The 23,678-nt window shown below is 59.4% G+C and carries 17 protein-coding genes and 1 tRNA gene; 11 read left to right on the forward strand and 7 right to left on the reverse strand.

The features are described 5' to 3' along the window. Positions 1–240: 240 nt before the first annotated feature. Positions 241–1,599 (reverse strand): MATE family efflux transporter, encoded by a 1,359-nt coding sequence (locus tag ACXPUX_RS03160; protein ID WP_458829962.1) that lies wholly within the window; start codon positions 1,597–1,599, stop codon positions 241–243. 239 nt (positions 1,600–1,838) lie between these two features. On the opposite strand from ACXPUX_RS03160, the gene ACXPUX_RS03165 reads away from it, so the two are divergent. Further along, a complete protein-coding gene (locus ACXPUX_RS03165; RefSeq protein WP_458829964.1) occupies positions 1,839–3,494 on the forward strand; it encodes a putative manganese-dependent inorganic diphosphatase in 1,656 nt (551 codons plus the stop codon). Between the two features lie 12 nt (positions 3,495–3,506). Beyond that, positions 3,507–3,833 (forward strand): acylphosphatase, encoded by a 327-nt coding sequence (locus tag ACXPUX_RS03170; RefSeq protein WP_458829965.1) that lies wholly within the window; start codon positions 3,507–3,509, stop codon positions 3,831–3,833. 357 nt (positions 3,834–4,190) lie between these two features. Here the strand turns inward: ACXPUX_RS03170 and ACXPUX_RS03175 are convergent, their stop codons facing one another. Beyond that, complete coding sequence (locus ACXPUX_RS03175; protein ID WP_458829967.1) at positions 4,191–4,862, reverse strand: cysteine peptidase family C39 domain-containing protein; 672 nt, start codon at positions 4,860–4,862, stop codon at positions 4,191–4,193. A gap of 652 nt (positions 4,863–5,514) precedes the next feature. Here ACXPUX_RS03175 and ACXPUX_RS03180 point away from each other — a divergent pair. The 5 genes from ACXPUX_RS03180 (at position 5,515) to ACXPUX_RS03200 (ending at position 13,048) form a co-directional block, all read left to right on the forward strand. After that, on the forward strand, positions 5,515–6,030 hold the full coding sequence (locus ACXPUX_RS03180) for a hypothetical protein (RefSeq protein ID WP_458829969.1): 516 nt from the start codon (positions 5,515–5,517) through the stop codon (positions 6,028–6,030). 129 nt (positions 6,031–6,159) lie between these two features. Then, positions 6,160–7,590: a Wadjet anti-phage system protein JetA family protein gene (locus tag ACXPUX_RS03185; protein ID WP_412312239.1), complete on the forward strand. Its 1,431-nt coding sequence runs from the start codon at positions 6,160–6,162 to the stop codon at positions 7,588–7,590. Beyond that, positions 7,577–8,185 (forward strand): DUF4194 domain-containing protein, encoded by a 609-nt coding sequence (locus ACXPUX_RS03190; protein ID WP_223452384.1) that lies wholly within the window; start codon positions 7,577–7,579, stop codon positions 8,183–8,185. Before ACXPUX_RS03185 ends, ACXPUX_RS03190 begins: the two co-directional genes overlap by 14 nt. Further along, a complete protein-coding gene (locus ACXPUX_RS03195) occupies positions 8,182–11,481 on the forward strand; it encodes an ATP-binding protein (protein ID WP_458829972.1) in 3,300 nt (1,099 codons plus the stop codon). Before ACXPUX_RS03190 ends, ACXPUX_RS03195 begins: the two co-directional genes overlap by 4 nt. Before the next feature lie 217 nt (positions 11,482–11,698). Next, positions 11,699–13,048 carry an MATE family efflux transporter gene (locus ACXPUX_RS03200; protein WP_458829974.1) on the forward strand — a complete coding sequence of 450 codons (1,350 nt, stop codon included), beginning with the start codon at positions 11,699–11,701 and terminating at the stop codon, positions 13,046–13,048. 44 nt (positions 13,049–13,092) lie between these two features. Here the strand turns inward: ACXPUX_RS03200 and ACXPUX_RS03205 are convergent, their stop codons facing one another. Then, positions 13,093–13,632, reverse strand: a complete 540-nt coding sequence (locus ACXPUX_RS03205) for a histidine phosphatase family protein (RefSeq protein ID WP_458829976.1) — start codon at positions 13,630–13,632, stop codon at positions 13,093–13,095. Positions 13,633–13,643: 11 nt separating this feature from the next. After that, positions 13,644–13,856, reverse strand: coding sequence for a hypothetical protein (locus ACXPUX_RS03210; RefSeq protein WP_458829978.1), 213 nt, complete (start codon positions 13,854–13,856; stop codon positions 13,644–13,646). Positions 13,857–14,416: 560 nt separating this feature from the next. Between ACXPUX_RS03210 and ACXPUX_RS03215 the strand changes: the two genes are divergently transcribed. The 4 genes from ACXPUX_RS03215 to ACXPUX_RS03230 all read left to right on the forward strand — a co-directional run bounded on the left by ACXPUX_RS03215 (position 14,417) and on the right by ACXPUX_RS03230 (position 20,495). After that, positions 14,417–15,352 carry a LysR family transcriptional regulator gene (locus ACXPUX_RS03215; RefSeq protein ID WP_458829980.1) on the forward strand — a complete coding sequence of 312 codons (936 nt, stop codon included), beginning with the start codon at positions 14,417–14,419 and terminating at the stop codon, positions 15,350–15,352. 798 nt (positions 15,353–16,150) lie between these two features. Beyond that, positions 16,151–17,653 (forward strand): carbon starvation CstA family protein, encoded by a 1,503-nt coding sequence (locus tag ACXPUX_RS03220; RefSeq protein ID WP_458829982.1) that lies wholly within the window; start codon positions 16,151–16,153, stop codon positions 17,651–17,653. Between the two features lie 155 nt (positions 17,654–17,808). Continuing rightward, positions 17,809–18,825 carry an ATPase P gene (locus ACXPUX_RS03225; protein WP_458829984.1) on the forward strand — a complete coding sequence of 339 codons (1,017 nt, stop codon included), beginning with the start codon at positions 17,809–17,811 and terminating at the stop codon, positions 18,823–18,825. A gap of 302 nt (positions 18,826–19,127) precedes the next feature. Next, positions 19,128–20,495 (forward strand): prolyl oligopeptidase family serine peptidase, encoded by a 1,368-nt coding sequence (locus ACXPUX_RS03230; protein WP_458829986.1) that lies wholly within the window; start codon positions 19,128–19,130, stop codon positions 20,493–20,495. 200 nt (positions 20,496–20,695) lie between these two features. Here the strand turns inward: ACXPUX_RS03230 and ACXPUX_RS03235 are convergent, their stop codons facing one another. The 3 genes from ACXPUX_RS03235 to ACXPUX_RS03245 all read right to left on the reverse strand — a co-directional run bounded on the left by ACXPUX_RS03235 (position 20,696) and on the right by ACXPUX_RS03245 (position 23,131). After that, positions 20,696–22,057, reverse strand: coding sequence for an MATE family efflux transporter (locus ACXPUX_RS03235; protein WP_458829988.1), 1,362 nt, complete (start codon positions 22,055–22,057; stop codon positions 20,696–20,698). Between the two features lie 150 nt (positions 22,058–22,207). Continuing rightward, positions 22,208–22,284, reverse strand: a tRNA-Arg gene (locus tag ACXPUX_RS03240). Positions 22,285–22,354: 70 nt separating this feature from the next. Continuing rightward, positions 22,355–23,131, reverse strand: coding sequence for a type III pantothenate kinase (locus ACXPUX_RS03245; RefSeq protein WP_458829990.1), 777 nt, complete (start codon positions 23,129–23,131; stop codon positions 22,355–22,357). Between the last annotated feature and the right edge of the window lie 547 nt (positions 23,132–23,678).

Raw genomic sequence — 23,678 nt, forward strand, 5'->3', positions numbered from 1 at the left:
GCGGAAGAGCAGAACTTGATAGCATTGAGAAATTATACGCCCGAACGATGAAGATTGCAAGAACGAAAGGTGAAAACTTTGTCAAGTGCTGAAAAAATAATTTGTGGAACCTGTAAAAAAACACCGGCAACCTTCTGTTGATAATACGAATCAGAGCGGCGTTTTCCTGCAAAAAGAAAAGGCATCCGCCCCATTTTCACCGGTCTTTCACAGACCGGTGAAGGGGTGGATGCCAAATATTCAGATCACACTCTGCTCCAGCCAGCTGCCACGGCGGAAGCGCAAGTAGAAGCACAGCGAGCGGAACACCCAGTCCAGATACATGCCCATCCAGATGCTCAGCAGCCCGCCGCCGAAGCAGAGCACGGCCAGATAGCAGAAGCCCACCCGGAACGCCCACATGGACACGATACTCACGGTCATGGTAAAGCGGGCATCACCGGCGGCGCGCAGGATGTTGGGAAGGGTAAAGCTGGACGGCCACACGAACAGGGAAACGATGTTGAACCACACCATGATGTCCAGCGCCATGGCCTGTGCCTCCGGCGAGAGGTTGAACAGGGACACCGCGAACCGGTTGGCGAAGAAGAAGGCCGAAAGGTTCATCACCCACGCGCCGCAGTAGGCGGTCAGCATCAGGCGGCGGGAGTAGTACACCGCCTGTTCCTTTTCGCCCGCACCCAGACACTGGCCCACCACGGTCAGGGCAGCCATGCCCACGGCGTTGGCGGGGATGTTCAGGAAGGTGGTGGTGGTATTGGCCACTGCGTTGGCGGCAATGGCTGCCGTGCCAAGGGTGGAGGTCAGGCTGGAGACCGACAGCTTGCCGATCTGGAACATGCCGTTCTCGATACCGGCGGGGATGCCCACCCGCAGGATGCGCCGGATCAGCCCGCCATTCGGTGCCATCGCCCGCAGGCTGTCCACCCGCAGCGTGCAGCCCGGCTTTTGCAGCAGGTACAGCACCACCGCGCAGGCAATGGCGCGGGACACAAGGCTGGCCAGCGCCGCACCCATGACCCCCATGCCGAAGCCGTAGATCAGCACCGCGTTGCCGCCGATGTTCACCACGTTCATCACCAAGCTGGACAGCATACTGATCTTGCTGTTGCCCTGCGCCCGGAACAGCGCCGCACCGGCGTTGTACAGGCCGATGAAGGGGTAGCTCAGCGCCGAAAGCAGAAAATAGGTCTCGGCGTAGTGCATCACGTCCGCATCAATGGAGCCGAAGATGCCCCGCAGGATGGCGTGCCGCCCGCCGATGACCACCGCCGCCACCAGCACACTGAAGCTGGACAGCACAAATAAAATTTGCGCCGCCGCCGCCTTGGCGTTTTTCGGCTCCTGATGGCCGATGTACTGGCTGGTGACCACCGCGCCGCCGGTCGCCAGCGCGCTCATGATCTGGATCATCAGGGTGTTGAAGCTGTCCACAAGGCTCACGCCGGACACGGCGGCTTCGCCCACCGAGGATACCATCAATGTGTCCGCCAGACCGATGGTCACGCTTAACGCCTGCTCCGCGATCAGCGGCAGCAGCAGCGCCACCAGCGCCTGCCGTGGAAACAGGGGAGTGGATGTGAATTTGGGCGATTTCATGCTGTCCTCCGTTGCAAATGACAAAAAAGCTCGAATGCTTCTATCATACAGCGGAAGCTGTCGAAATGCAAGGGGTTGTATACAAGAAAAGGCCAAAAAGCAACAGTCTGCCGTGTGCAGTGCCCTTTACCCATGGGCACAGTTGTGTTAAAATAAGGTTGCAGCCCGCCCCGCTGTGCAGGAAAGGGGCGCTGCTTTGGTAAATGATAAGAAGGTAAAGACCCATAAGGGGGTACAGTATGCAGCAAACTGCGCATAAGGTCGTGGTCATCGGGCATCGCAACCCGGACACCGACTCCATCTGCTCTGCCATTGCCTATGCAGAGCTGAAAAACAAGACCAGCGATCTGGTCTGCGAGGCCCGGCGTGCGGGCAAGATGAATCAGGAAACGAAATTTGTGCTGAAAAAGTTCGGGGTCACGCCGCCCCGGATGTGCACCGATGTCAACCCTAAAATTCGGGATGTGGATTACCGGCAGGTGCCCGGCATCCCCGGCTCCACCAGCCTGCGCAAGGCGTGGGAGATCATGCGCGACCAGAAGATCGACACCCTTCCTGTGACCAGCGAGGATGACGAATTGCAGGGCGTCATCACGGTGAAGGATATCGCCACCGCCAACATGGACCTGTTCGACACCGGCATCCTTGCCAAGAGCCGCACCAGCTACCGCAATATTCTGGAAACGCTGGGTGCTACCATGGTAGTGGGCAGCGAGGACGCGGAGTGCACCACCGGTCACATCCGCATTGGCACCGCCACCCCGGAAATGCTGGAAAGCAGCATGGAAAAGGGTGATATCGTCATCCTGACCAACCGCTACGAAAGCCAGCTCTGCGCCATTGAGAAGGAAGCTTCTCTCATCATCATCTGCAACGGCGCAAAGGTAGGCCGCACCATCCAGCATATCGCCGCCGAGACCGGCGTAGCCATCATGAGCGCCCCCTGCGATACCTACGCGGCGGGCAAGCTTATCAGCCAGTGCGCACCCATCTCCTATTACATGACCCGGGACGATATCATGAAATTCACCCTCGTCACCCCGGTGGCAGACGTCACCCGCGTGATGGCAAAGGTGCGCCACCGGTATTTCCCCATTCTGGACGCAGACGGCAAGTACTGCGGCATGATCAGCCGCCGCAACATCATCAACCTGCGCAAGCGCCGCATCATTCTGGTGGACCACAACGAGGCCACGCAGGCGGTGGAGGGCTTTGATCAGGCCGAGATTCTGGAGATCATCGACCACCACCGCATCGGCAGTCTGGAGACCAGCGGCCCGGTGTACTTCCGCAACCAGCCGGTGGGCTGCACCGCCACCATCGTCACCCAGATGTACGATGAAAACGGCGTGACCATCCCGCAAAAGACCGCCGGTCTGCTGCTGGCCGCCATCCTTTCGGATACGCTGGTGTTCCGCAGCCCCACCTGCACCCCTATCGACGTAAACGCCGCCAACCGTCTGGCAAAGCTCGCCGGGGTGGACATCAACGAGTTTGCCAACGAAATGTTCGAAGCCGGCGAAAAGCTGGACGGCAAGACCGCCGAGGAAGTGTTCTTGCAGGACTTCAAGGTGTTCATGTGCGGCGATATCCGCTTTGGCGTGGCGCAGGGCAGCTACATGACCCGCAAGAACCTGACCGCTGCCGAGGCACTGCTGAAGCCGTATCTGGAAGAGGCACGCAACAAGCAGAACGTGGAAGATATCTATATGCTGCTGACCGATGTGCCCAAGGAGGAGAGCGTGGTCATCTGCAATGGGCGCTACGCCGCCGGGGTGCTGACGGAGGGCTTCGAGATCCAGCCCGCCGCCGATGCCAGCTGGACGCTGCCGGGCGTGGTGAGCCGCAAAAAGCAGTTCATCCCCGCCCTGATGACCGCATATCAGAAGCTGTAAAGGGACACTGCCGTGTTTGATTTTCTTTCCAAAAAAGACCGCACCCCGCCCGCACTGCCGGAGGGCACGGAGCGGCGGCGCTACACCATCACCGGGCAGGTGCAGGGGGTGGGTTTCCGCTACCGGGCGCGGTACGCCGCGCAAGCGCTTGGTCTGACCGGCTGGGCGCAGAACGAGGACGACGGCAGCGTGACGCTGGAAGTGCAGGGCGACCCGGACAAATTCATGTCCCTGTTCGCCATGATCCAGAAAAGCGACTATATCCAGATCACCGGCATCCGCAGCAAGAATATCCCGCCCGACCCGTGGGAGCGCGGCTTCTCGGTAAAGGGATATTAAGGAACTGAATAGAAACAGAGCGCCTGACACCGGCGTGCGCCCTCTCAGGCGCTCCCGCGCCAGCTCCCCCAAGGGGGAGCCAAGCCGTTAGCCCCGATGCTAAAGTATTAGGTGCAATGAGAAAGTTTCTGGCAGTGCTCTTGGCTCTCCCTTTGAGGAAAGACTTCCCCCGCTCCGGGGGAAGATGTCGCGCAGCGACAAAAGGGGGAATCTGGCAGCAGCGATGACTGAGAGGGCGCACGCTGTCAGTCCTGTTTTAAAGTATCAAATGCAATAAAAAGCTTTCCCCCGTAAAAATACAAATCGGGCAGTCCGCAGACTGCCCGATTTTGTTCTATATAAAGAGTAATTCCGTTTTCACCCCAGCACCTTGAGGGGGGAGTTTTCCACCCACAGGGTATTGTCCAGCAGGCGGGTGACGGCAAGACGGCCGTTGGCGGTCACCCGGGCGGGGTCGAGGGCGTAGAAGTCGCTCTCGGTCAGGTTTTCCGGGTCGGCGGTGGGGGAGATGCCCGCCACGCAGACCCAGTGTCCGTAGGTGCTGCTGGTGGCAATGTGGGGGTAGTTCACCTCGTCCCAGCCGGAGGAGGTCAGGTGGTATTCATAAGTAGAGGTGCGGTTCGTGTGGCGCTTTACTCCGCTGACCGTGGTGTTCTTCAGGTGCACGATCACCGGATGCCCGGCAGAAAGCTCGCTGTACAGCTTTTTCAGGCACTCGGCGCGGGTGCCGGAGTACCCGGTGTAGCCCGCGGCGAACCACACCGCCCCGTTCGACCACATCCCGCTGCCGGAGCACACCTTGCCGTCCAGAATGGTGCGGGCGTAGCGCAGCGCGTACAGGCTGCACTTGCCGGAGGTCTGGTTGCCGATGGAAAGGATGTGGCTGGTGTCGAAGCTGAGCAGCCGGATGCCGTTTTTCTCTTTCAGCTCGGCGGCGTGGGCACGGGGCAAAAAGGCGCACAGCAGCAAAACCAGCGCCAGAACTGCCGCCGCCAGCCGCTGTGCCGCGCGGGCGGGACAGTGTTGCATGGGTACTTCCTCCAAGTTCGTTTCAATTCGGACATGATTTTACCACAAAAACGTGGTGAAAATGTGTAAAAAGGCAAAATAATGGGGAAATGGCCCGCCCTCTCAGTCTTGCCTGTCGGGAACTCCCTCAGTCAAAGCCGCAGACTGGGGGGTTCTCGCGTCCTACGCCCTCTCAGTCAAAGCCTGCGGCTTTGCCAGCTCTCCCAAAGGGAGAGCCAAGTCCACTGCCGGGAAGTTTCTCTTTGCGCCTAATACTTTAGCGCTGAACTTTACGGCTTGGCTCTCCCTTTGGGAGAGCTGGCGCGGGAGCGCCTGAGAGGGCGAACCCTTTTCAAGAAAGTTAACACCGCCAACACAACATATGTCCAAATTTAAGTACCCCCGCACCCGGCAAAACCGCGCCGCCGGGGCAGGGAAAAGAAGATTCCGTGGATTGTCGACAGAATTGATTCCAGAATATACCAGAACTGCAACAAATCCCCTTGTTTTCATCCTTTTTCACGAAACTGTTTCGGGAAGTTTAGCGATATTCCCGATTGACAAAACCGTCAGGTGTCGGATATAATCAGGGCAGAAAGGCAACGATGGTTGCGAAAGCCTTTCGGGAAAAAAGAAACATATCCACAAAAACGCTGATTGGAGGGATACCCTTATGAAGAACCTGAAAAAATTCGTAGCCCTGCTGCTGGCAGGTGTGATGGCTATGGTGATGCTCACCGCCTGTTCCGGCGGCGGCACTGCTGCGGACACGAAGAAGGAAGAAGCAATCCGGGAGCAGCTCGGTAAGAGAACCGAGGCTACTGAGCTGTGTGACGATGACGGCAAGGTCAAGAATGACCGCGAGCTTTACAAGATCGCAGAGGATTTTCTGGATGCAGATATTGAAGCCAGCCATGGTTCTGCTGTGTTCAAGGGAAAGATTCATTCCGATGGTATTGACCCCGCAAAGGAGTATGTTACCTTTACTGTAACCATGGACTACCACTATGGTGTCATTCTGACGAATCTGATGACTGAGATTAGCAAGGCAGTTGGTCAGGTTGGCGGCAACGTAAATGTGAAGTTGGATAACAAGTGGGCAGGCGCTGCTGTCGTTGTTAAGAGCAACGAAAAGCGTACCTACATGGCTGTTACCATCCGCATTGTGAACATTGCTTACAACAAATAAAAGAATCGTCAGTCCTTTCTTCCCCGGAGAGCACCCGCTCCCCGGGGCTTTTTTTCGCCTTTTTGTGACAAACCCCGCCTGCTGTGGTACAATAAAAGGGTATCGAACTTACACAGAAAGGACGTTTCCATGCAGCTGTTTGAACTGGTCAGCCCACGGCTGTTCCGCCCGCTGGCGGGGCCCAACCGGGCGTTTTATGCAGAGCTTTTGCTGCTGCTCTGGGAGGAGTGCCGCCATACGGCAGATTACAGCATTTCCCGCGCCGAAGCCGTCTCCCGCGCCGAGGATTATTTTGCCGCGCTGGCAAAGCCGCTGGCGCTGGATGCCGACGGCGCGGGCGATGAGGACGAGCAGCCCACCCGCGACCCCCACACGCTGGCGGTGGGCTTTTTGCTGCGTCTGCGCCGCACCGGCTGGCTGGAAGAGCAGCCCGGCAGCTACGAGACCGAGCCCACCCTTGCCTTTATGCCGGAGGTCACCCCGCTGCTGGATGCGCTGGAAGAGATATTGAACCCCCGGGTGGTCACCTACACCGGCAAGCTGTACAAGGCGTGGCAGCTGCTGGGCAGCATCGGGCAGGAAAAAAGCCCCTACGAGAACGTGCTGCGGGAGGTGGCGGCAGACCTTGAGACGTTGAACAAGTCCCTGCGCGCCCTCAACGCCTCCATTGGGCATTATATCGACCGCCTGACCCATAACCGCACCCCGCAGGAGGTGCTGGAGCTGTTCGACCAGTACGAGGAAAAGGTGGTGGCGGCGGCGTACCATCGCTTTAAAACCAGCGATAACCTGTTTAATTATCGCGCCTATCTGGAAGAAGAGCTGGACGACTGTGAGCAGAACCAGCTGCCCCGTCTGGCGCTGGATTACGCCCGGGTGGAGCGCTGCGCCCCCGGCGAGGCTGCACCCCGGGTGCGTGCCCTCATCCAGCAGCAGCGGGACGCGCTGGAAGAGATGAGCACCCTGATGAAGGAGATCGACGCCAGCCACATCCGCTACCGCAAGCGGGCGGTGCAGCGGGCACAGTTTTTGCTGCTGAGCGACCGCTCGGCGCAGGGCAGCGTCACCGCGCTGCTGCGCCGCTATGCGGAGGATATCCGCAGCCCGGAGCAGCTGTTCGAGCCGGACGATGGCCCGGTGGCAGCGCGGCTGCACCTGTACCCGGCGGCAGTGTTCGGCGCAAAACCGCTGTATCCCCCCGCCGCGCCCCGCACCGAAGCACCTCTTGCCCCGGTGCGCACCGAACCTCTTGACCCCGACCGGCTGCGGCAGGAGCAGCAGCTGCTGCTGGACTACGCCCGCCTTGCCGTCACCGAGGAAAACGTGGCGCTGCTGGCGCGGCAGGCATTGGCCGCCCGCGGGCAGGTGAACGCCTCCACCCTTGTGGAGGAATACCCGAACGACTTTACAGGCATCATCGGCCTGCACACCTATTCCCAGTCGCCGCACCGGGAGTATGATATCACCCTGACCGGAAACTGGGTGGAGCGCGGCGGCTTCCGGTTTCAGGATTTTGTCCTGACCCGCCGCAAGGAGGTAAACACGGATGGCAACCATTGATCTGCTGGAAGAGACCGCAAACTATCTGCTCAACCACTGCTTCGTGCTGGGCTGCGTAGAGGAACAGCGGGCAAAATATCTGTATATTCAGGATCACCTCAACGAGGTGCGGGCGGTGTTCAAGCCCTTGGGCTACGCGGTGCTTTTGTACCCCGCGCCCATGCAGGCGGCGGCGCTGGTCAACGAGCACGAGGGCAGTCAGGCGCGGCTGCTCAAGTATGAAAGCATTTTGCTGCTGGTGCTGCGGCTTTTGTACCTGCAAAAGCGGGAAAGCCTTGCCGCCAGTGCGGACGAGGTGCTGGTGACCGTAGAGGAGGTGCAGGCAGAGCTGCAAAAGATGAACCTGCCCCGCAAGCTGGATCAGCAAACGCTGGAAAAGCTTATGCGCACCCTGCGCCGGTACAATCTGGCGCGGCCGGTGGGGCGGCTTTCCGGGCTGGACAGCCGCATTGAGGTATTCCCCACGGTGCTGCTGGCGCTGCCGGACGCCGACCTTGCGGATGCCGCCGCCGAGAGCGCCCGCACCCGCACCGAGCTTGGCCTGTACGAGCGCCCGGAGGGCGCAGACACGGAAGCAGGGGAGGGTGAAGTATGATCGAACTCAAGCGCCTGAAACTGATCAACTGGCACAACTTTGAAAATACCACCTTCGACTGCGCCCGCCTGACCTATATGATCGGCGTGAACGCTGTGGGTAAGACCACCATTCTGGACGCCATCCGCTACTGCCTGACCACCAACCGCAACTTCAATGCGCTGGGCAATAAGAAAAGCGGCCGCACCCTGCAAGGCTCTGTCCACGCCAAGCAGCGCGGCGAAAACGCCTACCGCCGCCCGGGGCATACCGTGGCGTATATCGGGGCAGAGTTCTGGGACAGCGTAAAGCACACCAGCTTTGTCATCGCGGTGCGGGTGGAGTCCGAAGGGCCCATGCAGGAGCTGCACCCCGGCGACCAGACATGGTATATCTCGGAGGACGGCATCACGCTGGAGCAGCTGCCCTTCCTCGACCCGCGCACCGGTGCGCCCAGCGCCAAGGAGGACTTCAAGCCCGCCGAGGGACGGCTTTCCTACACCCGCAGCCCCAGCGAAGCGCGGGACCGCATCTGCCGCGCACTGGGCATCGGGCGCGCAGCCAGCCCGCTGGGCAAAAAGTTCAACGAGGTGTTCCAGATGGGCACCAGCATGGACGAGATCCCGAATTTCCGGGAGTTTCTGTACCAGTATATCCTGCCCCAGCCGGAGCTGGACTTGGAAGCCTTGCAGGGTGACCGCTTGGAGCTGGAAAACCTGCACGCTGTTCTGGCGGAAGCCCAGACCCGCGCCGATGCGCTGGACGAGATCGTGCGCTATGGCCGCGAAGCCACCGAAAAACAGACCGAAGCCCTTGTGAACCGGGGCGCCGCCCTGCTGGCGCGGGCTGCTGCCGATGCCGGGGAAAAGGCCGTCTGGCAGGAGCGGGTGGACGCCGGACGCCGCCAGCAGGAAACGCTGCGCACCCGCTACGCCGAGGCCAAGACCGCCGAAGCGGAAGCCCGCCGCGCCTACCTGACCGCCCACAGCGCCGCCGGTGCCAGCGGCGAGGGGCGCGCACTGGATGCCCTCAGCGAGGAGCTGGCGCACCGGCAGACCGCACTGGATGCCGCTGCCCGCCGCGCCGATACCGCCGAAAAAGCCGCCGAAAAGACCGGCAATCTGCTGGCTGTGCTGCGCCGCAGCGGCTTTGCCGCCGGGCAGAAGCTGGACGACCTGACCCCCGACACCCTGCCCGCCCTGACCGACTGGCTGACCGCACAGGAAAAGCCGCTGGAAGAAGCCTATTTTGCCGCCCGGCAGCACACCGCCGCCTTGCAGCGGCAGCAGACCGAAAAGTGCGCCGAGCTGGACGCCGTATCCGGCGGCAAGTGGGTGTACCCCCACGGCGACGCCGCCACCCGGGTGCGGGACGCCGTGAATGCCGAGCTGAAAAGCCGTGGCATGGAGCCGGACGCCCGCATCTTCTGCGAGCTGCTGAACGTGGAGGACGAAAGCTGGCAGGACTGCGTGGAAGCCTGTCTGGGCGACCGCCGGTTCGATATCCTTGTGCCGCCCGCCCACTACGCCGCCGCAAAAAGCGCTTTTGTGGCGCTGAAGGATAAGGTAGGCCCCATCAGCCTGCTGGACACCCCGGGTCTGCGCAAGGCTAACCGCCGCGCCGACACCGCCCCCGCCGACAGTCTGGCGGCACAGGTCACCAGCGAAAACCCGCTGGCCGCGCAGTACGCCGACACCATCCTGCGCCGCATCGTCTGCTGCGACACCCCCGACACGCTGGAAAACTACCCCGACAGCGCCACCCGGGATCTTCTGCGCCACCACCCCTTCCGCTTGGAGCGTCTGCGCACCCCGCAGCGCTATATCGGCTTGGAAGCCCGCCGCGCCCGCGCCGGGGCACTGGCAGGGGAGATGAACGCCCTTGCCGAGGAGGTACGCGCCGCCGCACAGGCAGAGCAGAACCTGAAAGCTGCATACAGCCAGTACCAGACCCTTTTGCGCGGCACCACGCTGGAAGAGCTTGCCGCTTTGTGGGACGCCCGCGCCGCCCTGACCGCCGCCCGCGCGGCGGTGGACGAGCAGGCGGCAAAGCTGGCGGAGTGCCGCGAGAATCCGCTTTTGCAGCAGCTGTACAAGGAGGAAGAGGTGCGCGAAGCCGCATGGGAAGCCGCCCGCACTGCCGTGGAGCAGACCGGCGGCGATCTGCGCGTATGCGAAAAACAGATCACCTCCTGTGAGGCGGAGCAGCAGAAGGCGGTGGACACCGCCGAAAAGAGCGCACAGGCCGCAGAGAGCTTCTTTGCCGCCCACCCGCTGGTGGAGCCGCTCTCCCGCAGCCGTCAGCAGGCGCTGACCGGGCCGGACAAATCCCCCCGCGCCGCCGCGCAGGCCGCCGAAAAGGCACAGGCCAAGCTGGACGATGCCCTGACTGTCTACCTGAACAGCACGCTGGAACCGGCGCAGAAAGCCTACAACCAGCGCTATGTCTGCGATTATCCCTTGGGGCTTGCCGGGCTGGAGCAGTACCGCGCCCAGCACGAAAGCCTTGTGCGCATTGATTTGGAGCGCTACGCCGCCCGCCTGGAGCAGGCGCAGCGGGATTGCAAGGACCGCTTCCGCAAGGATATCCTGTTCCGCATGAAGGACGATATCTTCAACGCCCGGCGGCAGTTCCGGGAGCTGAACAAGGTCATGGAGCAGCTGACCTACGGCGAGGAGGTCTACCGCTTTGAGCTGGAACCCAGCCGCGACCCGCAGCTTGCGGCGTTCTATCAGGTCATCGTGGATAAGGGCAACCAGCAGATGACCGAGGGTGATTCTCTGGACAACCTTGCCGCTACCGCCGACCCCGCCTACGAGCGTCAGGTGGACGAGCTGATGGAAAAGATCATGGCGGACGTGGACGAGAACACCCGCGCCCGGCAGGAGGGACGCACCGCCGCCGGTGCCACCCTTTCGGACTATGTGGACTACCGCACCTATCTGGACTACGATATCAAGGTGACCAATCAGGTCACCGGGCAGCAGGCGTATCTTTCCCGCGTCAGCCGCGATTCCTCCGGCGGCGAGAATCAGGCACCCTTCTATGTGGCCATCTGCGCAAGCCTTTTGCAAATCTACCAGAAGAGCGAAAACAGCATCCGGCTGGTGCTGCTGGACGAGGCCTTCAGCAAGATGACCAGCGACCGTATCCGCCCCATGATGGAGCTGTTCCGCCGCCTGCAATTGCAGGTGCTGCTCATCTCCACCGTGGAAAAGAGCACCGCCATCCAGCCCTACTGCGATATCACCTACTCCATCGTCCGCCACGGCGACGCCAACGCCATCGCGCCCTTTGTCCGCCTTGCGGCGGAATGATGCAAAGCAGGGCTTGACATCAAAAATAAACTTTGCTATACTGTTTTTCGCTCATCGGAGGGCTGTTTCAACGTAATTGAAAGGCCGGATAAGATGTCGCCGTTCGTGCTTCCCGGAGGCTGTGGGCACCGTAGTGCCGCAGCAGAAGAGGGAACGCACCGGAGCGGTGGTTCTTATCCGGCCTTTTTGCATGTGCAGAGATCAAAAAGGAGGAGTTATGCCAAAGAAAACCATCCAATTGTCCGATCATTTCAACTATTCCCGCCTGCTGCGGTTCGTGCTGCCCTGCATCGGCACCATGCTGTTCACCTCCATCTACGGCATCGTGGATGGACTGTGCGTTTCCAACTTTGTGGGCAAAACGGCTTTTGCAGCGGTCAACCTCATCATGCCGCTGCCGCAGCTGCTGGGCACGGTCGGCTTTATGCTGGGCACCGGCGGCAGCGCCATCGTAGGCATCACGCTGGGCGAGGGCGACCAGAAAAAAGCCGACCGCTATTTTTCCATGCTGATGCTGGCAGCGCTCATCTCGGTCAGTGTGCTGGCCGTGCTGGGCATCCTGTTCCTGCGGCCGGTCGCCGTGCTGCTGGGCGCAAAGGGCGAGCTGCTGGACTACGCCGTGCGCTACGGGCGCATCCTGATGCTGGCGCTGCCGCCCTTTGCGCTGCAAAATATGTTCCAAAGCTTTTTCGTCACCGCCGAAAAGCCGCTTCTGGGCTTCTGGTTCACCGTTGGTGCAGGCTGCACCAACATGGTGCTGGACGTGGTAATGGTGGGTATGCTGCACTGGGGCGTGGAGGGCGCTGCCGTTGCCACCCTCATCAGCCAATTGGTGGGCGGCGTGCTGCCGGTGTTCTACTTTATTGACCGCGGCAATACCAGCCGCCTGCACCTGTGCAGAACGCAGCTTTACGGCCGCGTGCTGTGGGATGCCTGTATCAACGGCTCTTCCGAGCTGATGACCAGCCTTTCCATGTCGCTGGTCAATATCCTGTATAACTTCCAGCTGCTGCGGCTTGCCGGAGAAAACGGTGTGGCGGCTTACGGCGTTATCATGTATGCTGCCTTCCTGTTTGTGGCGGTGTTCGTGGGCTATGCGGTGGGCAGCGCACCCATCGTCAGCTTCCATTACGGCGCGCGCAACCACGCCGAGGTGCATAACCTCTACCAGAAGAGCCTGCGCCTCATCGCCGTGGTGGCTGTGACCATGACGGCGGCGTCCATGGTCATCATCCCCTATGTGGCACGCATCTTTGTGGGCTACGATGCCCAGCTGCTGGCGCTGACAAACCGCGCCTTCCGGCTGTATGCGCTGAGCTTCCTCATCATGGGCTTCAACGTGTATGCGTCCTCTTTCTTCACAGCGCTGGGGGACGGCGTGACGAGTGCTCTCATCTCTTTTCTGCGCACCCTGCTGTTCCAGCTTGCCGCGCTGCTTCTGCTGCCCGCCCTGTGGGGCATTGATGGCGTGTGGCTGGCTGTCACCGCCGCCGAGCTTGCCGCGCTGGCGGTGAGCGTGTATATGTTCGTGACAAAGGACCAGAAATTCCATTACCGTCATGGTTGATGCGCTATAACAGGAAAGCCGCCGGGGCTCCGGCGGCTTTCCTGTTATTCAAAGGTATACTCCACCAGCTGGCAGTTTTTGATGCCCGCTGCGGCGTATTCCTCGTTGGTCATATCGTAAAAATAGGAGTGCACCACCCGGGCGATGCCGTTGTGTGCCACCAGCAGATAGGTCTTGCCGGTGTCGGCTTTCAATTCGTCCAGCAGGTTGTAGATGCGCTGCGCCAGCTGCATCATGCTTTCGCCGCCCACATAGCGGTCGGCAAAGTGGGTCTTGGAGATGCGGAACTCCGCACCGTCCCGGGGCGTGCCCTCGTATTTGCCAAAGCACTGCTCCCGCAGGCGGGGCTCGCAGCGGGCGGGCAGACCGGTAGCGGCTGCAATGGCCTTTGCGGTGTCGGCGGCGCGGGAAAGGGGAGAGTACAGGATCTCGTCGATGTGCAGGCCGCTGTCCCGGACAAGCTCGCCCAGCTGCCGCGCCTGCTGCTGCCCGCGGGCGGTCAGCGGGCTGTCGGTCATGCCGCAGATCTTATTTTCCACGTTCCATACCGTCTCGCCGTGGCGGGTGAAATAGATATTGTGCATAAAAATACTCCTTACAGCTTGTGCAGGGTGCCGTCCGGCAGCAGACAGATGGTGTCTCCCTCCTCGATGCCAAGATATGTCAGCTCCTTGTCCGGGTAGGGCAGAATGCGGGCAGCCCCGGCGGCATCGGTCAGGGTCACATCGCACAGCACCGGCTGCCCGGCGGGCAGCTCCTCGCAGCCGTACAGCTGCTCGTCAATGCGCAGCACGCGGTATTCCGGCATGGTACAGCCCCTCCTTTTTGTTTTTCCTTATTATATAGCACCCGGGGGCTTTGATGCAAGGGAAGAGGGACGATTTGGAATGCGCTCCGCTTCTTACGGGTTGCGGCACCCAGCATCCGCATCGTGCCTTGGGCGGCACGTGCGTCTTGCTGGCCGCTGCCCCAACAACTCCTCCCTGTTTCCGCCACTGGCGGCGGTCGTCGTCGTTGCTGCGCATAATCAGCGGAATTGGATTTTATATTTGTGTTCCAGAAACGCCTGCGGGCGTTTCTGGAACACCCTTTCACCAGAGAGGTCGTAAAAATGAACGGCAGCTGCCGCGCTTGTTTCCTACGGAAACATCCGCGCTGTGAGGTTGCCCCTTCCGGGCAAGCAACTTTGCGTTTTAGCCGGAAACTTTGCCGCTATGCCAAGGGCTCTCCCTTTGGGAGAGCTGTCAAATCCGTAGGATTTGACTGAGAGGGCGAGGACGCTGCCGGGGGAGTTTACTCCCCCGCTTGACAGCGGCGCGGAGAAATTGTTACAATACGGTTACGACTGCAAACCACGCGGAGGGGTTCATGAATATTACGGAACTGCGATATCTGGTAGCTATCATGAAATGGGGGTCGGTGTCGGCGGCGGCAAAGCAGCTGTACGCGGCGCAGCCCAATGTCAGCAAGGCACTGAAGAATCTGGAAGAGGAATATGGGTTGCGCATTTTTGAGCGCTCCTCCACGGGCATGATCCCCACCGAGCAGGGCAAGCGGTTCATCCGGCAGGCGCAGCGGGTGCTGCAGCAGGTGGACGAGCTGGAGCAGGAGGCGCACCAGCAGCGCAGCTGCGCCGAGCTGCGGGTGGTGCTGACCCATGCCACCTACGCCTCCTATGCGGCGGTGGACTTTTTGCAGCAGGCGGCGCGCAGCGAGCAGCTGCGGGTGCATATCCGGGAGAGCGGCGCGATCGAAGCGTTGGACTTTGTGCTGCGGCAGGGCTACCACATGGCGCTGCTGCGCTACGCCGCCGAGGACGAGGACTACTATCTGCGCTACTGCCAGCGCCACGGCCTGCGGCAGGAGCCCATCATGGAATTTTCCTATCTGCTGCTCACCAGTCAGGACAGCCCGCTGGCGCGGCGGCAGGTGCGCGAGCTTGACGAGCTGAACGATTACATCGAGGTGCTGCACGGCGACGCCCATCTGCCCGGGGAGGAGAGCACCGTCTCCCACTGGCAGGCAAACCCCAACCGCCGCATCCATGTGTACGAGCGGTGCAGTCAGTTCTGCATTTTGCAGAACCTGCCCACGGCCTATATGTGGTCGTCCCCCATGCCGCAGCGCGCGCTGGAGCAGTACCATCTGGCGCTGCACGGCTGCCCGGCGCAGAAGCAGCAGATGCGGGACGTGCTGGTGTACCCGGAGCGGGAGCCTTTGCAGCCGGAGGAGCAGCTGTTTGTGCAGCTGCTGCACAAGCAGGCAGATGCCACCATCAAGGACAGCGGGTGGAAGAAGATTTGAAATGCGCGCCGCGTGCGCTTTGCGTTTTCACGGGAGGGGTCGTAAAGGCAAACGGCAGCTGCCGCGCTGGTTTCCTGCGGAAACAGTCGCGCGGCGGGGAGCGTCCTCGCCCTCTCCGTCTGCTCACTGCGTTCGCATCCACACTCCCCCTTTTGTCGCTGCGCGACATCTTCCCCCGGAGCGGGGGAAGTCTTTCCTCAAAGGGAGAGGCAAGAGCGCACCCGGAAGCTTTCTCGTTGCACCTAAAACTTTAGCAACGAGGCTAACGGCTTGGCTCTCCCTTTGGGAGAGCTGTCACCGAAGGTGACTGAGAGGGCGCACGCCGTTGCCCTTGGTACTTAAAGTATCAAGAACAAAGAGAAAGCTTGCGGCAACGCTGAAAGCCGTCCCCTTGGGGAAGGTGGCTGCGACCAACGGGAGCAGACGGAAGGGGTGCCCTGCCTGAGAGGGCGGATTTCCCTTCTTTTCGTCCCAAATCCCACGTTTTGGAGAGAAAATTGCAAACCTTTAAGCAAAGTGCACAAAAAGACGGTGCAAAGTTTGGCGGGGACGGCTTTGACCGTTCCCGGGAGAAAAAATTTTAGAAACTGTAAAATAATTTAAAACGAATCATCGCTGCAAAATGAAAGTTTGCGAAAACAAATAAAATAAGCGGCCATATACTTTTTGATATAGGAACTATACCTAAAAAATATTAACACAATTATGAAAAAGGTGTTAACATGAAGCCAGAGATCGATCATAGCCGCAGTATGGCATATGCTGCCGGCGGCTGAAATTCAAAAGGAGGTTTCTGGTATGATTAGTTTCTTACTGTGTCTGGCGCTTCTGATCGTAGGCTACTTTGTCTATGGTAAGATCGTGGACAACACGTTCGGACCGGACGACCGTGAAACTCCTGCTGTGCGCATCAACGATGGCGTTGACTACGTTGTGATGCCCCAGTGGAAGCTGTTCCTCGTCCAGCTGCTGAACATTGCAGGTCTGGGGCCCATCTTTGGTGCACTGCAGGGTGCTCTGTGGGGTCCCGTGGTGTTCCTGTGGATCACCTTCGGCACCATCTTTGCCGGCGGCGTACATGACTACTTCTCCGGCATGATGAGCGAGCGCAACGACGGCGCTTCCATCGCTGAGGTCACCGGCCGCTATCTGGGCCCTGTGATGCAGAACATCATGCGTGTGTTCTCTGTGGTGCTGCTGATCATGGTCGGTACCGTGTTCGCAGTGGGTCCCGCAGGTCTGATCGTTACCCTGTGCAAGAACGGCGGTATGTCCGGTGTGATGACCACCACTCTGTTCTGGCTGATCATCATTCTGGCTTACTACTTCATCGCAACCTTTATCTCCATTGATGCCATCATCGGTAAGATCTACCCCCTGTTCGGCATCTGCCTGATCATCATGGCTGTGGGCGTTATCTTTGGTATCTTCACCAACCCCACCTACACCATCCCCGAGATCTGGGCAAACTTCAGCAATATGCATCCCTCCAACACTCCCATCTGGAGCTTCATGTTCATCACCGTTGCCTGTGGTGCTATCTCCGGTTTCCACTCCACCCAGTCGCCTTTGATGGCCCGCTGCATGAAGAGTGAGAAGCAGGGTCACTTCGTATTCTACGGTGCAATGATCAGCGAGGGCATCATCGCTCTGATCTGGGCTGCTGCTGGCTGCGCACTGTACACCATCACCGACGGCAAGATGGTCGGTCTGGCCGAGGCTCTGGCTGCCGGTCAGTCTGCCGCTATCTACGACGTCTGCCTCAAGACCATGGGTAAGGTCGGTGTGGCACTGGCTATGATCGGTGTCGTTATCTGCCCCATCACCTCTGGTGATACCGCATTCCGTTCCGCTCGTCTGACCCTGTCCGACTGGCTCAAGATCGATCAGGACAGCTACGTAAACCGCCTGAAGCTGTGCATCCCCGTGCTGGGCGTTGGTGCTTTCCTTGGCATCGGCAACGCACTGGGCTTCATCAACTACACTGTCATCTGGCGTTACTTCAGCTGGACCAACCAGACGCTGGCTATGATCGTCCTGTGGGCTGCTTCCATGTACCTGTTCAAGGAGAAGAAGAACTTCTGGATCACCGCCGTGCCTGCTACCTTCATGAGCGCTGTGTCCTGCACCTACTTCGTGCTGGCTCCCGAGTGCCTGGGCAAGATGATCAACACCTATGCGGACGGCAAGCTGGTGGCTTACAACACCGCCGTTGCTTACCCCATCGGCATCGTCTTTGCCATCGCAATGCTGGCTCTGTTCCTCCATGCTACCAAGAAGCACTCTGCTTCCAAGGCATAAGGAACTGATGGCTCCATATTTCCGTAAGTGACCTGCGCCCGCCGCTGCCTGACCGTACAGCGGCGGGCGCTGTTTTTTAAAAACAAGGCTTGCAATTGCCCCCGCCCCGTGGGAAAATAGGGGCGTAGAATTTATAGCAAAGAAGGGAACTACCCATGATTTTCAAACCCGCACAGCTGGGCATGGCAAAGCTTGACCCGCAGGAGCTGGAGGCAGACAAAAAAGCCTGCCGGAAGATCGGCCCCTGCGGCGTGGGCAAAAAGGCGCTGTACCTGAACAGCTTTTACATCGACCGCCGCTATTATCTGCCCTACGGCAGCATCACCCGGGTGTTCAAGCGGGTGGCTATGAGCTCCGGGGGCTTTTCCGGCAAGGGCGTGTTTGTCTCCATGGCGTATCTTGTGGTGGAGTACGACGGCGGCAAGCAGAAGCAGTGCAACTTCAAGGACGAGCGGGACGTGGACGCCCTGCTGGAGGTGCTTGCCAAAGAGCAGCCGCAGCTGCATCTGCTGAGCGCTGCCGGAGAGCAGGCGCTGGAGAAAAAGGCCGCCGAAAAGGCCGCCCGCAAGCTGCCGGAGCTTTCTGCCGAGGCACAGCACAGCATGACCACCCTGCGCCGGGCGAAGGAGTATCTGGACGCAAAGCCGGAGCTTTCCGCCGAGCTGAGCGCTGCCCAGCGCCGCAAGCGTGCGCAGCTGCAAAGTAAGCCGGTGTACCGGTATGTGGCGCTGGCCATCTTTGTGCTGGGTGTTGCGGCTGCGGCCTACGGTCTGTATTCCGTGTTCAGCCACACCGGCAGCTACGGCGTGTACTTTGCGCTGTTCGGCTTTGCCGCCATCTTCCTGTTTTCCAGCTACAATATGCTGCCCACCGCCCACAATAACAACAACGCCATCATGAAGCGTGCGGACAAGGCCGAGGCTGCCATGGCAGAGTATGTCAAGCACTACCCCCACGGCGCTTTCCCGGTGAAAAGCTGGTACGCCCACCCCATCGTGCTCAAGCAGATGATGGACGCCGTGGAGGAGGGCCGCGCCGTCACCGTGCCCGAGGCACTGGAAGCAGTCAAGGCACGCCTGAAGAGCTTGAACGCGGACGTGCAGGTGGAGCAGGAGGAATATGACGAGGTGGTAGCCATCAAGGCCCTGTTCCTCAACCACGATTATCAGTAAAACCTTGTGATAACACAAAGCCGGGCAGCCTGCGGGCCGTCCGGCTTTCTGCTTTTACAGGAACGTTATGCACACCTGCCTTCGGATAGTGCGGTATGGAATATTGCACAATAAAAGGGGAAACCATATTGTGCAATATATACAGTAAAAGATTGCGCTTTTTTGAAACTTTTGCAGATTGTGCAGTGAAAACGACAGATTGTGAAAAAAATGATATTTTTCTCGGGAATCTGTTATCCTAGCATCAGAATGTGGAGCTTCGGGCTCCGCGGCAGGAAGAATACCGAAAAAAGGAGACTATCATGAACAAAATTTCTCGTCGTCAGTTTCTTCGCACCGGCACAGCTGCCGGTATGCTGAGTGCAGCGGTGGTAAGCGGCGCTACCTCTGCCAGCGCTTGTTTTAAGCCGGAGTTGGCTCTTACCTGCACGCAGACCGCTGTGGTGGAGGGTTACGATTGGGGCCCCGGCGTCAAGGCGACCATTCTTGCCTTTGACCGTTTACTGGATCCTCGCAGCGTCCGGGTGGAGGATATCGACTCGGTGGTGGAGCACAAGGAGTCCATGGATTGGGGCAACGTTGGCGGCCCCCACATTGTGGCCAGCGCGCCCCGCATGGTAACAGCGGCCTATACCTGCTCTAAAAGCGGTAAAAAGCTGGAGGTCCCCTCCAAGTATGTCTGTCTGGAGATGTCCTGCGACCCCAACACCGGCAGTCCCTTCTGCTACGACTTTCTGGTGGGCATGAATACATGGTGCAAGCCCTATGAGCTGGAGATCAACATGAAGGAAAACTCCGCTCTGGCTACCATTTTGGGGCAGAAGGTCACCGCTGCTGTGGACCCGGTAGTGGACCACGAGGATGCCCTGATCCCTCAGATGAAGCAGTTTGTCACCAACGGAGTGTTCCGCGGCACCGATGGCAAAGAGCTGACTTATGGCTACTACGCACCTAAGGGCCGAAAGCTGCCTCTGGTCATCTGGCTCCATGGTGCAGGAGAGGGCGGCAAGGATCCTTCTATTGCTTTTCTGGGCAACAAAGCCTCTGCGCTCCTCAGTGACGAGTTCCAGCAGGCCATGGGCGGGGCTGCCTATGTGCTGCTGCCCCAGACCCCCACGTTCTGGCTGCAATATAACGAGGCCGGGGACTGGGGCAACAACCCGGGCGTGCCCTCGGTGTACACCCAGACCCTGAAGGAGCTCATTGATGCCTTTGTGGCAGAGCATCCCCAGATCGACACGAACCGCATCCTCATTGGCGGCTGCTCCAACGGTGGTTATATGACCGTGAATATGGCAATCCAGTATCCCGGGTACTTTGCAGCAGCTTATCCCATCTGCGAGGCCTATAAGGACAGCGGCATTACCGAGGAGCAGCTGGCTACTCTGAAGGAACTGCCCATGTGGTTCGTCTATGCAGAGAACGACACGACTGTGGACCCGACGATCTACGAGGCACCCACATTGGCACGTTTGAAAGCGGTGGATGCCAAGGTGCACACTAGCATTTTTGCCGATGTTCATGATACCACCGGTCTGTACAAGGGTACGGAGGGGGAACCCTACCAGTATATGGGTCACTGGAGCTGGCTGTACTTCTTCAACCGGGAATGCAAGGATGATATCACCGGTGAGGATCTGTGGACTTGGCTGGGCAAACAGAGCAAGTGATAAAAGACAAGAGGGCTGCTGCACGGTTTGTGCAGCAGCCCTCTTGCGTGAGAGAATAAGCTTCCCCGCAGCGTGGCTGTTTCCGTAGGAAACAAGCGCTGCAAATGCAGTTTGCCTTCACGACCCCTCCTGTGAAAAAGTCCCCCGGGAAGATCCGCAGATTTTCCCGGGGGATAATTTTTATATCATATTTCCTTTTATTACGCCGCTGCGGGCTTGCGGAAGATGGCCATTGCGCGCTTGTAGCAGCTGGCGAAATAGGCGATTTCTGCCAGCGCGGTCAGCGTCCAGCTGCACGGATACAGCAGGTACAGTGCCGGGATGGTGTGGAAGTGGGCAAAGATGGTGTACACCCAGATCACCCGGAACACGCAGGAGCCCAGCACCACGATGACGGTGGGAACCACCGTCTTGCCCAGCCCGCGGGAGGCGGCGATGGTGCAGTCCATAAAGGCGGAGACGCAGTAGGCAAAGGCCATCACGGCCACACGCTTCATGCCGGCATCAATAACGGCGGCTTCGGTAGTGAACAGCGCAAGGAAGGCCGGTCCGCAGAAGAACAGCGCCGCGCCCAGCACAAGCCCCACGCCGAAGGAGTAGCCCAGACTGATGAAGTAGCTCTTCTTCACCCGGTCAGGCCGACCCGCGCCGTAGTTCTGGCTCATAAAGCTGGCACAGGCCATGTAGAAGGCCGCCATGCAGTCGTAGATCAGCCCATCCGCGTTGGCGGCGGCGCTGTTGCCCTTGACCATCAAAGAGTCAAAGGAGTTGACGCCTGCCTGAATGAACAGGTTGGCAATGGCAAAAATGGCGTTCTGTAACCCAGCAGGCACGCCCAACGCAAGGATGCTCTTGGCCTGCACCGGGTCCAGCTGCAATTTATGTACGTCCAGCGCGTAGCAGTCCTGCACCCGGGTCAGCGCCCGCAGGATCAGAAACGCGGAAACGCACTGGCTGATGGCACTGGCCAGCGCCACGCCCACCACGCTTAAATCGCACACGATGACAAAGAACAGGTTCAGCAGAATGTTCAGCGCACCGGCAATGGACAGATACATCAGCGGCTTTTTGGTGTCGCCGATGGAGCTGAACACTGCGTTGCCGAAGTTGTACAGCGCCAGCGCTGGCATACCCAGAAAATACACCCGCAGATACAAGATCGCGCCGGGCAGCAGATCCTCCTTGGTGTTCAGCAGCCGCAGCATGGCGGGGGAGCCCAGCAGGCCGATGAGCAGCAACACTACACCGGCAATGGCGCTGATAATGGTCGCCGAGTGGACGGTCTTTTCCACGTCCTTGGGGTGGCGTGCACCGTAAAAACGCGCCACCAGCACGTTGATGCCGTTGCTCAGGCCAATGAGAAAGCCGGTGAACAGGGTCACCAGAGTGCTTGTGGAGCCCACAGCGCCCAGCGCCGTAGACCCGGCAAAGCGCCCCACCACCGCCACGTCCGACATATTGAACAGCACCTGCAGCAGGTTGGAAAGCGCCAGCGGCAGACTGACCAGAAAGATCTGCTTGGCCAGAGGGCCTTCCGTCAGCGTATTCGTTTGAGAAGCCATACTCTTTTTTCCCTTTATCCTATACATCCTAAACCGTGCCCGCGCACACCGGGGCACAGCCTCTATTATAAGGCACTGCGCCGCTTTTGCAAGATGGATTCGATAAAATAAATAAAAAGGACTGCTGCACAAAACCTGTGCAGCAGTCCTTGGTGCGACCGGGAGGATTCGAACCTCTGGCCTTCCGGGTCGGAGCCGAACGCTCTATCCAGCTGAGCTACGATCGCAAATGCCGTACCCCTTTGGTGGGTACAACACAGTATAACACATCAGAATGCAAAATGCAAACGAAAATCGTCAACCCTTCCGGTTTCGCAGCCAGATGCGGTGCAGGCCATCGGTGATCAGGGTCTCGCGGTAGTGGATGGGGGTGCGGCAGGCCTCCCGGATGGAGCGGGGCAGGTCGCCGGTGGCGTAAAAGGCGGTCTGTGCGCCCAGTTCGGCGCAGAAGCGGTCAGCCAGACCGTCCAGCAGGCTGGCAGTGCCCAGCACAAAGCCGTTTTGCAAACAGGCCGAGGTGCTCTTGCCCAGCACCGAGTCCGAGGCGCGGGCGGCAGGGTCGATCTGGGGCAGCTGGGCAGTTTTTTGCACCAGCGCATTCATGGAAAGCTGCGGCCCGGGCAGGATCACGCCGCCCACCAGTTCTTGTTTAGTGTTTACCGCCATCAGGGAGATGGCCGTGTCTGCCGAGATGACCACCAGCGGCCCGGAACACTCTGCCAGCGCCGCCACCGCGCCGCACAGCAGCTCTGCGCCCAACTGCGCGGGATTGTCCAGCCGCAGCTTGATGCCGCTTTTCAGCCCCGGCCCCACGGTCAGGATGCGTGCCTTGCACAAGAGCTGTAAGGCCGCCAGCACCCGCCCGCTGAGCATGGGCACCACGCTGCCCAGAATGCCGCCCTCGATCTGCGCCGGAGATGCTCCGTACAGCTGTAACAGATTCACCAGCCGGATGGCGTATTCCTCCACCGTGGCAGCGGGGTCGGAGTGCAGCCGCCCGCAGAAGATAAGGGTGTCTTGTTCGTAGCCGCCCACGGTGATGTGGGTGTTGCCGATATTGACGGTGAGGATCATGGTCAGGGCCCTTTCGCAGCGCTCTATAATGTATATAATATATAATAGCGCACCCGCCGCCGATACGCAAGGCTTTTGCCTCCGCAAAGAAATTGGAAAAAAGATGTCAAAAAGTGTTGACAAGCGCAGCGGGGTGTGGTATTATACTTGAGCGCCAAGCGCTGAGACAAAAGAATGACTTCTGAAGTCCCAGCAGGAAGCCCTTGAAAAGAACCAATAGACGCTGAAAAGCTTTGCGGTTGCGAAAGCAATGAATCGCCCCAGTGGGGCGTTCAAGCAAACAGAGCGGTCTTGCGAAAGCAAGATGGAGGGGTCTCACCCCGACAAGCTCACGGTTGACACTGAGATGTGCGAAGCGCTCCAAGTTCAGAAAAGTTCAAAAGCTTCTCAAAAAAGTGCTTGACAAAAAACCGCTTCTGTGGTAAAATAATCAAGTCTTCAGCCGCAAGGCTGCGGCGCACAGGACCTTGAAAATTGAACAATATCGAAAGAACTTGTAACGGAACCTATTTTCGTGTTGGAAAAACACGGTAAACAATTCCAAACA

Source organism: Faecalibacterium sp. PGM34 (genome assembly GCF_054456555.1).